The sequence below is a fragment of the Massilia rubra genome (assembly GCF_011682065.1).
GTDB lineage: Bacteria > Pseudomonadota > Gammaproteobacteria > Burkholderiales > Burkholderiaceae_D > Telluria_A > Telluria_A rubra.
The window spans coordinates 1-14,460 of the sequence record NZ_VUYU01000024.1; the positions used below are offsets into that span (position 1 = coordinate 1).

The following is a 14,460-nucleotide window of genomic DNA, read 5'->3' on the forward strand; positions in this document are numbered from 1 at the left end:
GCTGCTCTGAGGTAGAATTCATGTCGGGCAAGGTGGCGTTTTTGTTGATAACTGTGTTTCTAGATAACTCACATTTTATCAATCACTTACGGCATTCTTGCCCCTTTTTATGCAAAATTCAGGCTAGCGCAGCGCGATCAGCAGCGCCGCGACCCCGATCGCGGCCAGCGGCAAGCCATTCATCAGCAGCGCCATCCAGCCAAGCCAGCTGCGCGTATCGGCAGGTGCGAGCGCGGCCACGGCCAGCAGCGCGCCGGCCAGGCATCCCACGCCAAGCACCATGACGCCCTGCCCCACGCAGCGCATGCCAAAGTCGCCGCAGCCGCCGGTCCATCCCGAAAACGTACCGCGCGTGACCAGGATCGCCAGCGCGTAAGCCAGCACGGCGACGCCGATGCCCGCCAACGCAAGTTGAGCGCTCTTCAATGAATCCTCCGTCGTGTCGTTTGCATGGACTGCACAGCGATGGTACTGCCGATGCCCGCCGCTGGCAAAGCCAAACCTGCCTCCATCATAGACAATGCTGTCTATTTGCGTTAACCTGAGCTCTGTCATCAACCGAAACCGCGCCATGCCGACACTTCCCGCCCCACCCAAGCCGACAGCGGCCGAACTCGATCTGCTGCAAACCCTGTGGCCCCTCGGCGCGGCCACCGCCAAGCAGGTGCACCAGGCCATCCTCAAGGAGCGGCCCGAGGTGACCTACGCGACGGTGCTGCGCCTGATGCAGATCATGCACACCAAGGGCTTGCTGATCCGCGACGAGCGCGAACGTTCGCACGTGTACGCGCCGGCCCAGGCGCAGGATTCGCTGCAGACCAATTTGCTCAAGGACCTGATCCAGAAAGCCTTTTCCGGCTCGGCCAAGGCGCTGGTGATGGCCGCCCTGCGCAGCGGCATCAGCAAAAAGGAGCGCGAGGAGATCGAAAACATGCTCAAGGAAGAAGACCAATGACGGCGCCCCTCATCGACAGCATTGGCTGGACCCTGCTCCACTTCACCTGGCAAGGCTTGCTGATCGGCTGCACCTGCGCGGTCCTGCTGGCCCTGATGCGCAACACCCGGCCTGAATATCGCTACAACCTCGCTTGCGCGGCGCTGCTGGCCTGCGTGCTGTGGCCCGCCGCCGAACTGACGCTGCGCCTGCACGATGGCGGCGCCGGCGCGGCCGCCATGCGCTTGGACGATCAGGTGATCGGCGCCGCGCGCGGCGGCGACGCCGGCCTCGCGGCCTGGCTGCAGGATCAACTGCTGTGGATCGTCGGCTTCTGGTCGGTGTGCGCCGCGCTGCTGGCGCTGCGCATGGCGGCCGGGCTGGCGTGGATCGGCCGCGCCGGCGACGCGCCGCCGGCCGGCGTCGAATGGCAGGCGCGCACCGCGCGCATGGCCGCCGCCTTCGGCGTAACGCGCACGGTGCGCCTGCGCGTGGTCGGGAACCTGGACAGCCCGCTGACGATTGGCTGGCTGCGCCCCCTGGTGCTGGTGCCGGCCTCGCTCATGAGCGGCATGCCGGCCGACCTGCTCGAAGCGCTGCTGGCGCACGAAATGGCGCACGTGCGGCGCTTCGACTACCTGGTCAACCTGGGCCAGAACGTAGCCGAGATCGTGCTGTTCTATCACCCGGCGGTGTGGTGGATTTCGGGCCGCATCCGCATCGAACGCGAACAGATCGCCGACGACCTGGCGGCGCGCCACCTGGGCGAGCCACGCCGGCTGGCGCGCGCCCTGTCGGAACTCGAACGCCTGCAGTTTTCCGCGCATCACCTGAGCGTTGCGGCCAATGGCGGCGACCTGGTGGAGCGCGTGCGGCGCCTGGTCAAGCCCGGCCGCCAGGCGCTCGACTGGAGGGCCGCCCTGCCCGCACTCGGCCTGGCCGCCGCCTGTTTCAGCCTGTACGCCCATGCCGCCGACGAGCGCGCGGGCGCCACCCCGGCGCTGGCGACGACCAGGCCCGTGGTCGACTTTTCCAGCTGCCCCAAGCCGGTCTGGCCAGCGTCGTCGCTCAAGGCCGGGCATACCGGCACCGTCACGCTGGGCTTCAAGGTCAGCGCGAGCGGGCGCGTCACCGGCTCGCGCGTGAAGGCATCGAGCGGGCACGTGCCGCTCGACGAAGCGGCGCGCGCCGGCATCATGCGCTGCCAGTTCAAGCCCGGCACGCACAAGGGCAAGCCCGCCGCGGCCTGGATGGAAATGCAGTATATCTGGAGCCTGAGCGACTAAACCGCCGCGATCGCGCGAGCAATCGCCTCCAGCGCCACCGTGTGCTGCACGCCGCCGCGCTTGACCGCTTCCTTGGGCATGCCGTACACCACGCAGCTGGCCTCGTCCTGCGCGATGGTGCGCGCGCCGGCGGTGCGCATCTCCAGCAAGCCAGCCGCACCGTCGTCGCCCATGCCGGTCATGATGATCCCGGTCGCATTCGGCCCGGCGCACTTGGCCACCGAGCGAAACAGCACGTCGACCGACGGCCGATGGCGGTTCACCAGCGGCCCGTCCACCACATCGACCACGTACTGAGCGCCGCTGCGCCGCATCAGCATATGCTTGCCGCCGGGCGCGATCAGGGCCTGCCCGGGCAGCACGCGCATGTTGTGCGCCGCCTCCAGCACGGTGATGCGGCATACGCTGTTGAGGCGCTCGGCAAACGCCGCCGTGAATTTTTCGGGCATGTGCTGGACCACCACAATGCCGGGCGCGGTGCGCGGCAGCGCCGCCAGCACCAGTTCCAGCGCCTGGGTGCCGCCGGTCGAGGTGCCGATCGCCACCACCCGCTCGGTGGTCTGGATCAGGGCGCCGGGCGCGCCAGGGGCGATCACCGCGTCCGCATTGAGCTTGGCGGCAGGCGGCGCCGGCGCGGGCGGGCGGCGGCCGGCCAGCACCGCCACGTTGGCGCGGGCCGCGCAGAGCACCGCGCTGGTCAGGTCGTCCGAGGCCGCGCTCAGGAACGACTTCAAGCCCAGCTTGGGCTTCTGGATGATCGCCACCGCGCCGGCCGCCAGCGCGTCGATGGTCACACGCGCGCCGGCCTCGGTCAGGGTCGAACAGATGATCACCGGCGTGGGCCGCTCGCTCATGATCTTGCGCAGGAAGGTCAGGCCATCCATCTTCGGCATTTCCAGGTCCAGCACGATCACGTCGGGCCACTGGCGGCGCATGTATTCGATCGCCAGCAGCGGATCGGCCGCCGCCCCCAGCACGTCGATGCGCGGGTCGGCCCCGAGCACGCCCGCCACCACCTGGCGCACCACCGCAGAATCGTCGACGATCAATACCTTGATGCGGTTCATTGCTCCACTTTCTCGAACTGGCGCGCCCACACGTCGCCGCTGGCGATATCGAAAATGATCTGGCGGTGCCCGACGCCGTACAGGCAGGCCGATTGCACCTCGATCGCATGGCCGGCCAGCAGCGCGCACGCTTCCTCGCCGTTCTGCATGCCGATGGCGCGTTGCGGCGAGCGGCGCCCCGGGAACATGTTCCCGCCGCCGAACACCTTGGCCTGGCATTCGGCCGGCGCCACGCCTTGCGCGCGCAGGCCGGCCAGCATCAGGTCCAGCGCATCGTTGCCGTAGCGCGCGTCAGGCGCGCCCCCCTTGCCGCGCCCCGGCAGCAGGAAGTGCGACATGGCGCCGATGCGCGAGCGCGGGTGCCACAGGGTGATCGACACGCACGAGCCGAGCAGGGTGCGCAGGCGAAACCGCGCATCGCCGACGAAAAAATCGCCCGGCTGCAGGAACACATCGATCGCGTCGGCCTCACCCATGCTCAGGCCCTCACATAGACCGACGGCGCCAGCGACTTGACCATGGCGCCGCTGTCGCCGAGCGACTCGGCAAGGCCGATCACCAGGCAGCCATGCGGCTTGAGCAAGGCGCTGATGCGGTCGACCACCTGGCGCTTGGTGTCGCCATTAAAATAGATCATCACGTTGCGCAGGAAGATGATGTCGAACTGGCCCAGTTGCGGCAGCGCCGTGTTCAGGTTGACCTGGCCGAACCGCACGCGCCGGCGCAGGCTTGCTTCGACCAGCATGGTGCCCTCCTGCGCATCCTGGCCTTTCAGGCAGTACTTGCGCAGCAGGGCCGGCGGAATGTGGCGCGCGCGCTCCATCGGATAATGGCCGATCTGCGCCTTGTGCAGCACCTTGGTGCAGATATCGGAGCCCATGATGTCCCACGGCCGCTCGCCCAGGCAGTCGGCCAGCACCATGGCGATGCTGTAACATTCCTCGCCGCTGGAACAGGCCGCGCTCCATACCCGGAACGCTTCGCCGCGCGGGCGCGCGGCCAGCGCGCGTTCGCGCAGCAGGTCGAAGTGCTTCGCTTCGCGGAAAAAATAGGTCTCGTTGGTGGTCAGGAGGTCGATCGCCTCCTGCACCTCGGCCTTGTGGGCGCCGCTGTCGAGCAGCCTGAAATACTCGCCGTAGCTGCCCACTCCGCAATGCGCCAGGCGCTTGGCCAGGCGTCCGCTGACCAGCGCCTTTTTCGCGTCCGACAAGGTGATGCCGGCGGCGTCGTAGATAAACCGCTGGAACTGGACGAATTCGGCCTGGCTGATGCCGGGCCGCGCGCCGTGGTGGGTATGCGGCGCCACTTACTGGTCCGGCGCAGCCAGCACCGCGTCGTCGGTCTGCAGGCCGGCGAAAACCTGGCCGATGTCGAGCAGGATCACGAAGCGCCCGTTGATCTTGCCCATGCCGGCGATGTAGTCGTTGCGGATATGGGCGCCGAAGGCCGGCGGCGGTTCGATGTCGCTGGCGGCGATCTCGAGCACCGCGTTGACGGCGTCGACCACCACCCCGATCACCTGGCGCTCGCCGTCCTCTTCGATCTCGACGATGATGATGCAGGTGCGCTTGGTGACCGGCGTGGACGGGCGCCCGAAACGCACCGACAGGTCCATCACCGTCACCACCGAGCCGCGCAGGTTGATCACCCCGCGAATGCAGTCCGACATCATCGGCACGTCGGTCAGGCTGGTGTACTCGATGATCTCCTTGACGCCCAGGATGCCGATGGCGAAGGTCTCGCCGCCCAGGGTGAAGGTCAGGTACTGGGTCGGCGCAGGCGCCACGGGCGCCGCGCTGGCTGCGGCCCTGGCCCGATTCTGGATCAGTTGATTCATGCTGCCCCCGCTCAGAACTTGGTGAAATCGGCTTCGTCAGGCGCACCGGCCGCCGCCGGCGCCAGGGTCAGGCCGGAGGCGAAGCGGGTCGGCGCCGGCTTGGCCGCGGCGCGCCTGCCCGGCGCGGCCGGCTTGACCGGTTTGCTGCGCGTGGCGGCGCCGGCGTCGCGCGCCAGGCGGAAGAAGCTCATGGTCTGCTGCAGCTGCTCGGCCTGGCCGCTCAGTTCTTCGGCGGTGGCGGCCAGTTCTTCCGAACTCGATGCGTTCTGCTGGGTTGCCATGCTCAGTTGACCGATGGCCGCATTGATCTGGCTCACGCCGGTCGACTGCTCTTCCGAGGCGGCTGTGATTTCCTGCACCAGGTCGGAGGTCTTCTTGATGTTCGGGACCATTTCGTCGAGCAGCTTGCCGGCGCGCTGCGCCAGTTCCACGCTGCTGCCGGCCACGCTGCTGATTTCCTGCGCCGCCACCTGGCTGCGTTCGGCCAGCTTGCGCACTTCGGCCGCCACCACCGCAAAGCCCTTGCCGTGTTCACCGGCGCGCGCCGCTTCGATCGCCGCGTTCAGCGCCAGCAGGTTGGTCTGGTAGGCGATATCGTCGATGATGCCGATCTTCTGGGCGATCTGGTTCATCGCGCCGGCGGTCGCTTTCACCGCTTCGCCGCCTTCGACCGCGCCTTCGGCCGAGCGCGAGGCCATGCCGTCGGTGACCTTGGCGTTTTCGGTATTCTGGCTGATCGAGGCGGTCATCTGCTCGATCGAAGCGCTGGTTTGCTCGACCCCGGCGGCCTGCTCGCTGGCCGATTGCGACAGCGCCTGCGCGGTGGCGCTCACTTCTTCGGAAGCGCTGGCCACCGCTTCGGCCGAGCTGTTCGCTTCCGTGACGATGCGCACCAGGCTCTCGTTCATGGTCTTCATGGCGCGCAGTAGCTTGCCGGTTTCGTCGGTGGTGGTGACGTCGATTTCGCTGGTCAGGTCGCCGCTGGCGACTTTTTCGGCCAGCGCCACCGCCACATTGATCGGCCGCGTGATCGAGCGGGTAATCATGAAGGCGAACAGCAGTCCGAGCGTGGTCGCCACGCAACCCATCGCCATCAGCTCGGTGCGCGCACTTTCATAGCTCTTGCGCGCATCGATCGACGCCTGGTCGCTACGTCGTTGTTCCAGTTCGATCAGGCCGGTCAGCTCGCCGAGCCACTTGTTTTGCAAAGGCCGCACCTCATGAATCAGCACCTTGATCGCTTCCTCGCTCTTGTTGGCCTGGCCCAGCCCGAGCGCCTTTGCCATCACCGGCAGGATGACCGACTCGGCTTCCTTGATACGCGTCAAAAAAGCCTTTTCTTCAAGCGTGGTCTCGGCCAGGTCGTTAAACATCTTGGCCAGTTTCGCTTCGTTCTCGTCGTACTTCTCCTTCTGGCGCTTGACACGCTCGATTTCCGGCGCCATCTCGTTGGGATCGGTGAGCAAGGCCACGTTACGCAGTGCCAGCATGCGGTCGGTGACCGTGACCCGCATCGCGGTGGCCAGTGCCATTTCGACGTTATTGACTTCCACGATGCGCTCCAGGCTCCCCTGCACGCCCGCCATGCGGGTCATTGCCAGCAGCACGCAGCCGATCAGCAGGGCCAGCACCAGGCCAAATCCGGCGGCCAGGCGCACGCCGATGTTCAGGTTTCCAAATTTCATAATCTCACTCCTTGTTTAGATGATTCCGGTGTCGCTTGAAACAACACGCACTGCACGTTGACGCGGCTGGCCTGGCTCAGTTCATAAGCGCCTCGGGCCGGAGCGCCGCCGCTGCGGGAGCCGCGCGCAGCAGCGCCGGCACGTCGAGGATCAGCGCCACTTCGCCGCTACCCAGGATGCTCGAGCCGCTGATGCAGTCGAGCTTTTGAAAGAGTTTGCCGAGCGGTTTGATGACCGTCTGCGATTCGCCGAGCAGGGTGTCGATCACCAGCCCGACCCGCTGGCCGGCGTACTTGACCACCACCACGCTCTGGCGCGCACCGGGCACGCCGTCCACAGCGAACAGTTGGCGCAGGCGCAGGAGCGGCAGGATCTGGCCGCGCAGGTCGGCGAAATCGTGGCCCGGTTCGGCGCGCAGTTCCACGCATTCGTCGACCATGTCGAGCGGGATCACGAACACCGAGCGCCCCACCCCGACCTGGAAGCCGTTGATGATGGCGAGAGTCAGCGGCAAACGCACCGTGACCGTGGTGCCTTGGCCTTCGATGCTGTCGATGCCGACCGTGCCGCGCAGCGCCGTGATGTTGCGCTTGACGACATCCATGCCGACCCCGCGCCCGGACAGGTTGGTGACTTTCTCGGCGGTCGAAAAGCCCGGTTCGAACACCAACGCGAACACTTCCGCGTCCGCCAGCACGCGACCCGGCTCGACCAGCCCGCGTTCGACTGCCTTGGCCAGGATGCGCTCGCGGTTCAAGCCGCCGCCGTCGTCGGCCACTTCGATCACGATCGTGCCCGCGTCGTGGTAGGCATGCAGGGCGATGGCGCCGGCCGCCGGCTTGCCGCGTGCGGTGCGCAGATCGGCCGCTTCGATGCCGTGATCCATGGCGTTGCGCACCAGGTGGGTAAGCGGGTCGCCGATTTTCTCGACCACGGTTTTATCGAGTTCGGTGTCTTCGCCGCTCACGTGCAGGGCGATATCCTTGCCCAGTTCGCGCGCCACGTCGTGCACCACGCGCTGGAAGCGGTTGAAGGTGGCGCCGATCTTCACCATGCGCAGTTGCAGCGCGCTGTTGCGCACTTCTTCCACCAGCGCCGACAGGGTCGAGCTGCATTCCTGGAACTGCACGTTGCGGGCGCGCCGCGCAATCAGGTTGGCGCTGGCGGTGGTGATGATCAATTCCCCCACCAGGTTGATCAGGCGGTCGAGTTTTTCGGCGTCGACCCGGATGCTGCTGCCGTCCAGGCCGCGGGCGTCGCGCGCCTTGCCCTGGCGCGCCAGCGCCGCTTCGACCACCGGGGCGGCGGCCGCGCCCTGGGCGATCAGGATCTCGCCGATCGGCCTGTTGCCGTCGCCGCTGGCCTGCTCGTGCAGCGCGCTGGCCAGTTCGGCGCGCGTGACGCTGCCGGTGCGCACCAGGGTGTCGCCCAGGCGTTCCGGCGTGACGGGGCTCGCTTCGATCTGGCGGATCGCGTCGCTCATGGTGCTGGCTGGCGGCGTGATCGCGATGTGGCAATCGTCGCGCACGAATTCGAAGACGCCTTCGATGTCGGCCTTGCTGGCGACGCTGCGCAAGCCGATGTTGAAGCCGAGGTAGCAGCACTCGGGGTCCATCTCGGCCAGCGGCGGCAGCGTGTCGCCGAGCGTCTCGATGCGCTCGATCGTGCCCAGGGTGCCCAGGTAGCGCAGGAAGGACATCGGGTCCATGCCGTTGCACAGCACCGGCGGGCCGAAACGCAAGGCAATGTGCCACAGGTCGCTGGCCGGCTGCGGCGCACTGGCGCACGGTTCCAGATAGCGCTGCAGGCGCGCCAGCACGGGTTTGCCGGCCTCGGTCAACGCCAGGTCTTCGGCCAAGCCCTCGCTTTGCACGGTGGCGATCAGGAGGCCCAGATGGTCGCGGCAGGACAGCAGCAGCGCCACCAGGTCCGGGTCGAGCGGGCAGTCGCCGGTGCGCACCACATCGAGCACGCTTTCGGCCACGTGGGTGAAGGCGACGATGTGATCGAGCCCGAACAGGCCAGCCGAGCCCTTGATGGTGTGGGCGGCGCGGAATATGGCGTTGACCGCTTCGCCGTCGGCCCCGGCGCCACGATCGGCGATCGACAGCAGCGCCGCTTCCATGTCCTGCAGCAGTTCGCCGCATTCGGCGATAAAGGTGACCAGCGCATCATCGAGTGTCATGCGAGCCTCGCCTCAGTTGGCGTTGATAAAACAGGGCGCGAGCTGCGCATCGAGCCCCAGCAGCGCGAACGCTTCCTGCACGGCGGCGCTGTGGCCGGCCAGTTGCAGGGGCACGCCCTGCGCGCCGGCGTGGCGGATCGCGGCCAGCAGCACCTGGACGCCGGCGCTGTCGACCTCGCACACGTCGGTCAGGTCGAGCGTGAGCGGAGCGCGCGCCACCAGCGCGTCGACCAGGGTTTGCCTGAGCTGGGCCGCGCTGTAGATGGTCAGTTCGGGCTCCAGCCGCAGCACCCGTGCCGCCGCCGCGCTCATGGCAGGATCAGCTTTTGCACGGCGTTGAGCAGCACGTCCGGCTTGAACGGCTTGACCACCCAGGCCTTGGCGCCGGCGGCCTGGCCTTCGCGCTTCTTTTCCTCGGCCGACTCGGTGGTGAGCATGATCACCGGCGTAAACTTGTAATTAGCCAGCTGCTTGACCTGCTTGACGAAGCTGATGCCATCCATGTTCGGCATGTTGACGTCGCTGATGATCAGGTGCACCTTGCGCCCATCGAGCTTGGTCAGCGCATCCTTGCCGTCGCAGCCCTCGAGCACATCGTAGCCCGCGCCGCGCAGGGTGATGCCGATCACCTGGCGCACCGAGCTCGAATCGTCGACGATCATGATTGTCTTTGCCATGGTTCCCTCTTGTTATGTCGTTGGTGATTTCAGAAAAACGTGACTTCATCTGCGGCGTTCGCCTCGGCCGCAGCGGCGGCCGGCGCGGCGTGCGCGTGGTGCGCTTGGTGTTCATCGGCCATGGTGTAGCGCGTCCCCAGTTCGCCCAGCCACTGCTGCGCGCCCGGCAGCGCCGCGCCCTCGCCCAGAGTCTGCTGCATGCGCAGCATGTCGGCGCTGACCACGTCCAGGATCTGGCGGATGCGGTCCTGGAACTGCAGCGCCACCAGCAGTTCGGCCACGTCGCCGCGCAGGGCGCCGCCGCTGGTCTTCATCGATTCGGTGGCGGCCGCCAGTTCGCGCACGTGCGAGAGCACGTCTTCCATCACGTGCCCGGACGAGACGATCGCTTCGCGGTCGCTCTTGTCGGCCCGCCCCGCCACTTCGAGCGTGGTGTGCATGGTGCTCGAGGCCAGGTTCATGCGCGCGGTGATGCGCTTGCCGATGTCCGACGAGGAAGACGACAGGCGCCGCACTTCGGCCGCGATCACGGCGAAGCCGCGCCCGGCCTCGCCGGCGCGCGCGGCCTCGATCGAGGCGTTGATCGCCAACATATTGGTTTGCGCCGCGATCAGGCTCACTTCGGTCGACAGTTCCTTCAGTTCGGCGATGGTGTCCGACAGCGAGCGTACGTGGCCTAGCAGGCCCGCCTTGCTGTCGATGACGCTCTGGAGCACCGCGATCACCGGCCCCAGCTCGCGCTGGCACAGGGTCAACAGGCTGATGGCGGAGTCGGAGCCGCCGGCCGTGCCATGCGCGCCCTTGAAACCGGCGTCGTCGAAGCGCGCCAGGATCGACGAGAACGAGGTCAGCAATTGGCCGATCGCTTCTTCGGACTGGCTGCGCACCGAGGCCACGTGGTGCTCCCACACCGGCAGCACGTCGGTCAGCAGCGCCGCCATCTGCGCGCCGTCCTGGAGCGGCGGCGGCGCCGCCGCCGCCGCCGCGACGTCGATCGATGGCGCCGGCTCGCGCAGCGCGCCCCAGGCGCAGGCGCCGGCCACGCCGGCCAGCGCGGCCAGTTTCAGCCAGCCGGATTGGGCCAGCAGCGGCAAGGCGGCGCTGGCGCAGGCGGCCAGCGCCGGCAGGTGGCGCCAGGCCAGCAGGCGGCGCACGGGCGAAGCGGAAAAATCGAGGGTCGAGACGGCCATCATCGCTCCTGCAGGGACCTGGCCCTGGACAGCAGGTCCGACAGCGCGGCCCGCGAGACCGGTTTGGTCATCACGCCGAGCACTTGAAGATGGTGGAAGCGCGCCATCAGCGCCGCCGAATTGAGGGTGCGCGCGTCCATCCCCGACAGCAGCACCACCGCGCCCTTGTAGCCGCTGGCGGCCATCGCCTCCATCACCTGGAAGCCGTCCTTGCCGGGCATGTGGATGTCGCAAATGACCACGTCGGGCATGCCGCGCCCGCTGGCCAGGGCGGCCACGCCACGTTCGCCGTCGGCGGCCTGCGAGACGCGCGTGACGCCCAGTTTGTTGAGCATGCTGCCCAGCAGTTCGAGCATGAAGGGGTCGTCGTCGACCAGCAACACGTGCAGCGCTGCCAGCGTGGTCGGGGTGAAGGTGGCGGTCATGTTCTGTGCTCGCTTTGTTGGTTGGATGAGATGGCGTCAGTGCGCCGCTGTACGCGGTTCGAGCGGCGCCAGGTGGCTGGCGGCCAGCTCGTGCCGCAGCGCGTCGAGCATGGCCGGCAAGGAGGCGACCAGCGTCACGGCTTGCTTGACCCCGTCCACCTGTTCGAGCGCCTGGCAGGCGTCGGCCAGGCGCATGGCGCCGACCGCGCGCGCCGACGACTTGAGGCGGTGCCCGAGCGTCCTGAGCTTGTCCGGCGCGCCGGCCTGCAAGGCCGCTTCGAGTTCGGCGATGGTGCTGGCGGCGTTGTCGAGGAAGATGCGCAGCAGGCGGCTCATGGTGTCCGGGTCGTTGTCGACCAGCGCGGCGAGCACGCTGAGCGACATGGTCTCGCCCGACTCGCCCGGACTGGCGGCGCCCTCGCCGTCCTCCGGCGGCGCGGGGCGGGCGTCGCGTCCGTCGATCCAGTACGCCACGGTGCGGTAGAACAGGCCAGCCTCGATCGGCTTGACCAAAAAGTCGTCCATGCCGGCGGCCAGGCAGTCGTCGCGATTGCTGTTGAAGGCGTTCGCGGTCATGGCGATGATCGGCAGGTGGTTCAGGCGGGCGTCGGCGCGGATGTGGCGTGCCGCGCTCTGGCCGTCCATCACCGGCATCTGCACGTCCATCAGCACGCAGTCGAAGGCCCCGCCGGCCAGCGCCACCAGCGCCTCCGCGCCGTTGCCGGCCAGGGTCATGCTGGCGCCGGCGCGTTCGACCAGGATGCGCGTGAGTTCCTGGTTGAGGGGATTGTCTTCGGCCAGCAGCAGGCGCTTGCCGGTCAGGCGCGCCATGGTGTGTTCGACCGGTTCGTAGCGGCCGGCCTGCTCGCGGGTGGACGGCAGTTCCGGCGGCATGGCCGGCGCCGGCGCGGCCAGGCGCACCTCGAACCAGAACAGGCTGCCCACGCCGCGCGCGCTGGTCACGCCCACGGTACCGTCCATCATGTCGGCCAACTGGCGGCAGATGGCCAGGCCCAGGCCGGTGCCGCCGTACTGGCGGGTGGTCGAACTGTCGGCCTGGTGGAAGGGCTGGAACAGATTCTGCTGCTCTTCGGGCGAGAGGCCGATGCCGCTGTCGCGCACCTCGACCCGCACCCGCATGCGTTCGCGTTCGGTGCCGATCAGGCAGGCGTCGATACTGATTTCGCCGCGCTCGGTGAACTTGATCGCGTTGCCGATGTAGTTGCCGAGGATCTGGGAGATGCGCAGGGCGTCGCCGAGGGCGCGTTCGGGCACCTTGTCGTCGATCCGCACCGTGAGGGCCAGGCCCTTCTCGCGCGCGATCGCCACGAAGCCGGCGGCCACCTCGGCGACCACGCCCTTCATGTTCAGCGGCAGTTGCTCGATCTGCAGCTTGCCCGCGTCCATTTTGCAAAAGTCGAGGATCTCGCTGACGATGGCGAGCACGTGCTGGCCCGACTGGCCGATCTTGTCGAGGTAATTGCGCTGGCGCGCATCGGGCGCCCCTTCCAGCGCCAGCGCCGCCATGCCGAGAATGCAGTTCAGGGGGGTGCGGATTTCGTGGCTCATATTGGCCAGGAAGTCGTTCTTGGCGCGCACCGCCGCCTCGGCGTGGGCAAGGGCGTCGGCCAGCAGGCTGGTACGCTCCTGGACGCGCTGTTCGAGCGTGACGGCGGCCTGCTCGGCGCAGCGCTTGGCCTGCAGCAGTTCGCGTTCGTGGCGGCGCCGCTCGCTGGCGTTGAAGACCGACATCTGGATCATCAGCGGACGGTGCTCGGCGTCGCGCTTGAGCACCGAGTTGACCAGCACCGGAATCAGGGCGCCATCCTTGCCGCGCAGGTTGATCGCGATGTCGTTGACGAAGCCCTGCATCAGCAACAGCGGCGCGTGGTGGGTGTCGAAGAAGATGCGGGCGCCGGCGCCGATCAGGTCCTGGAAGCGGACCCGGCCCACCAGCTCGTCGCGCTGGAAGCCGGTCCAGTCGAGCATGGTCTGGTTGAGCGTGCCGATCCAGCCGTCGACCGACAGGCACACGAAGCCGAGCGGCGCCTGCTGGTACTGCTCGACGACGCCCTGCTCCATCAAGGCCAGCAGGGCCGGGGCGATCGTGGCGGGAGCCTGGTTCATGGAGACGTCCTCAGGTAGTCGGCGCGCAACGCTGGTCCGGCCACACGCCGCAGGCCCTGGTCGCCGCCGGCGCCGTGGGCGAATGGCATGGCTTGCCATCCCGCCCCATCAACACAAACATTGTTTTGCCTCAATGCCGACATCCCGCCCCCGGTTCATACTGCGCGTAACTACGCCTTGGGTTCAAGTATTGCTGTTGGGTAAAAAACTGGCTATCGTGGATCTGTGTGATCGTTTGTCGGGGCTTTGTCCGGGGCCGTTGTAGTCGATCCGCTACACGCTGTCGCTGGCTTGTCAGCCTAACAAGCCATGGTCCAGGCCGTAACGTGTCAGTTCGGCATTGCTCTTCATATCCATCTTGTCGAGGATGCGCGCGCGGTAGGTGGTGACCGTGCTTGGACTCAGGTGCAGCGCGGCGGCGATGCCGACCAGGCTTTCGCCCGAGGCGATCATGCGGAAGATTTCCAGCTCGCGGTCGGTGAGCGCGTCGTGCGGCACGCCGCCGGGGCCGCCGCCGAGCATGCCGGCCAGCTTTTGCAGCAGCGACGGCGTGACATACTTGCCGCCGCCGGCCGCCTTGCGCACCGCCTCGACCAGGCTGTCGGCGCTGCAGGTCTTGCTCAGGTAACCGGCCGCGCCCAGCTTGAGGGCGCGCAGCGCGTAGATATCCTCGCCGTACATGCTCACGATTAACACCGCCAGGCCGGGATGCAACTCGCGCAATTGCTTGAGCAGTTCCAGGCCATTCTTGTCGGGCAGGTTGATGTCGAGCAGGGCCACGTCGAAGGACCCGGTGCGCAGCAGGTTCAGGGCGACGGCGGCGCTGTCGGCTTCGCCGCTCACTTGCAGTTCGGCGGCGTCGGCCAGCATCAGGCGCAGGCCGTGGCGCGCCACCGTGTGGTCGTCGATCAGGAGCAGGCGGATCGGGCGCGTCATGGGCGCGGCGGCGCGGCCGCTGGGCGGGCGGCGCGGCGACAGGCGCAGGTTCCCGCAGCGCACATGCGGCGTGCGTTGGCGAGACGATGCGTGATGAGTGGGTAAGTAATG

At 67.6% G+C, this 14,460-nt stretch carries 15 protein-coding genes; 2 read left to right on the forward strand and 13 right to left on the reverse strand.

Annotated features, from left to right (window positions below; all coding sequences use genetic code 11):
- Positions 1 to 123: 123 nt before the first annotated feature.
- The gene (locus F0185_RS26200; RefSeq protein WP_167229535.1) at positions 124 to 426 is read right to left on the reverse strand and encodes a hypothetical protein; all 303 of its coding nucleotides are present in this window, start codon (positions 424 to 426) and stop codon (positions 124 to 126) included.
- Between the two features lie 145 nt (positions 427 to 571).
- Between F0185_RS26200 and F0185_RS26205 the strand changes: the two genes are divergently transcribed.
- Positions 572 to 955, forward strand: coding sequence for a BlaI/MecI/CopY family transcriptional regulator (locus tag F0185_RS26205; RefSeq protein WP_167229538.1), 384 nt, complete (start codon positions 572 to 574; stop codon positions 953 to 955).
- Positions 952 to 2,220 carry a M56 family metallopeptidase gene (locus F0185_RS26210; RefSeq protein WP_167229541.1) on the forward strand — a complete coding sequence of 423 codons (1,269 nt, stop codon included), beginning with the start codon at positions 952 to 954 and terminating at the stop codon, positions 2,218 to 2,220. Before F0185_RS26205 ends, F0185_RS26210 begins: the two co-directional genes overlap by 4 nt.
- Here F0185_RS26210 and F0185_RS26215 read toward each other — a convergent pair.
- From F0185_RS26215 to F0185_RS26270, 12 genes are all read right to left on the reverse strand, one after another.
- Positions 2,217 to 3,287, reverse strand: a complete 1,071-nt coding sequence (locus tag F0185_RS26215) for a protein-glutamate methylesterase/protein-glutamine glutaminase (RefSeq protein ID WP_167229544.1) — start codon at positions 3,285 to 3,287, stop codon at positions 2,217 to 2,219. The two genes, F0185_RS26210 and F0185_RS26215, sit on opposite strands and share 4 nt — an antisense overlap.
- Positions 3,284 to 3,763 (reverse strand): chemotaxis protein CheD, encoded by a 480-nt coding sequence (locus F0185_RS26220; RefSeq protein WP_187362658.1) that lies wholly within the window; start codon positions 3,761 to 3,763, stop codon positions 3,284 to 3,286. The genes F0185_RS26215 and F0185_RS26220 overlap by 4 nt, the downstream gene beginning before the upstream one ends.
- 2 nt (positions 3,764 to 3,765) lie before the next feature.
- The gene (locus F0185_RS26225) at positions 3,766 to 4,593 is read right to left on the reverse strand and encodes a CheR family methyltransferase (protein WP_167229547.1); all 828 of its coding nucleotides are present in this window, start codon (positions 4,591 to 4,593) and stop codon (positions 3,766 to 3,768) included.
- Positions 4,594 to 5,124, reverse strand: coding sequence for a chemotaxis protein CheW (locus F0185_RS26230; protein ID WP_167229550.1), 531 nt, complete (start codon positions 5,122 to 5,124; stop codon positions 4,594 to 4,596).
- Between the two features lie 11 nt (positions 5,125 to 5,135).
- Positions 5,136 to 6,809 (reverse strand): methyl-accepting chemotaxis protein, encoded by a 1,674-nt coding sequence (locus F0185_RS26235; RefSeq protein ID WP_167229553.1) that lies wholly within the window; start codon positions 6,807 to 6,809, stop codon positions 5,136 to 5,138.
- A 76-nt stretch (positions 6,810 to 6,885) separates the two neighbouring features.
- Entirely contained in the window at positions 6,886 to 8,994 is a 2,109-nt protein-coding gene (locus tag F0185_RS26240; protein ID WP_167229556.1) for a chemotaxis protein CheA, read from the reverse strand.
- A 12-nt stretch (positions 8,995 to 9,006) separates the two neighbouring features.
- The gene (locus F0185_RS26245) at positions 9,007 to 9,306 is read right to left on the reverse strand and encodes an STAS domain-containing protein (RefSeq protein WP_167229559.1); all 300 of its coding nucleotides are present in this window, start codon (positions 9,304 to 9,306) and stop codon (positions 9,007 to 9,009) included.
- Complete coding sequence (locus tag F0185_RS26250) at positions 9,303 to 9,671, reverse strand: response regulator (RefSeq protein WP_167229562.1); 369 nt, start codon at positions 9,669 to 9,671, stop codon at positions 9,303 to 9,305. The genes F0185_RS26245 and F0185_RS26250 overlap by 4 nt, the downstream gene beginning before the upstream one ends.
- A gap of 29 nt (positions 9,672 to 9,700) precedes the next feature.
- Entirely contained in the window at positions 9,701 to 10,861 is a 1,161-nt protein-coding gene (locus F0185_RS34990) for a methyl-accepting chemotaxis protein (RefSeq protein ID WP_308624443.1), read from the reverse strand.
- Entirely contained in the window at positions 10,861 to 11,286 is a 426-nt protein-coding gene (locus tag F0185_RS26260; RefSeq protein WP_167229565.1) for a response regulator, read from the reverse strand. The genes F0185_RS34990 and F0185_RS26260 overlap by 1 nt, the downstream gene beginning before the upstream one ends.
- 36 nt (positions 11,287 to 11,322) lie before the next feature.
- Entirely contained in the window at positions 11,323 to 13,413 is a 2,091-nt protein-coding gene (locus F0185_RS26265) for an ATP-binding protein (protein ID WP_167229568.1), read from the reverse strand.
- Positions 13,414 to 13,707: 294 nt separating this feature from the next.
- On the reverse strand, positions 13,708 to 14,349 hold the full coding sequence (locus F0185_RS26270) for a response regulator (protein ID WP_167229571.1): 642 nt from the start codon (positions 14,347 to 14,349) through the stop codon (positions 13,708 to 13,710).
- Between the last annotated feature and the right edge of the window lie 111 nt (positions 14,350 to 14,460).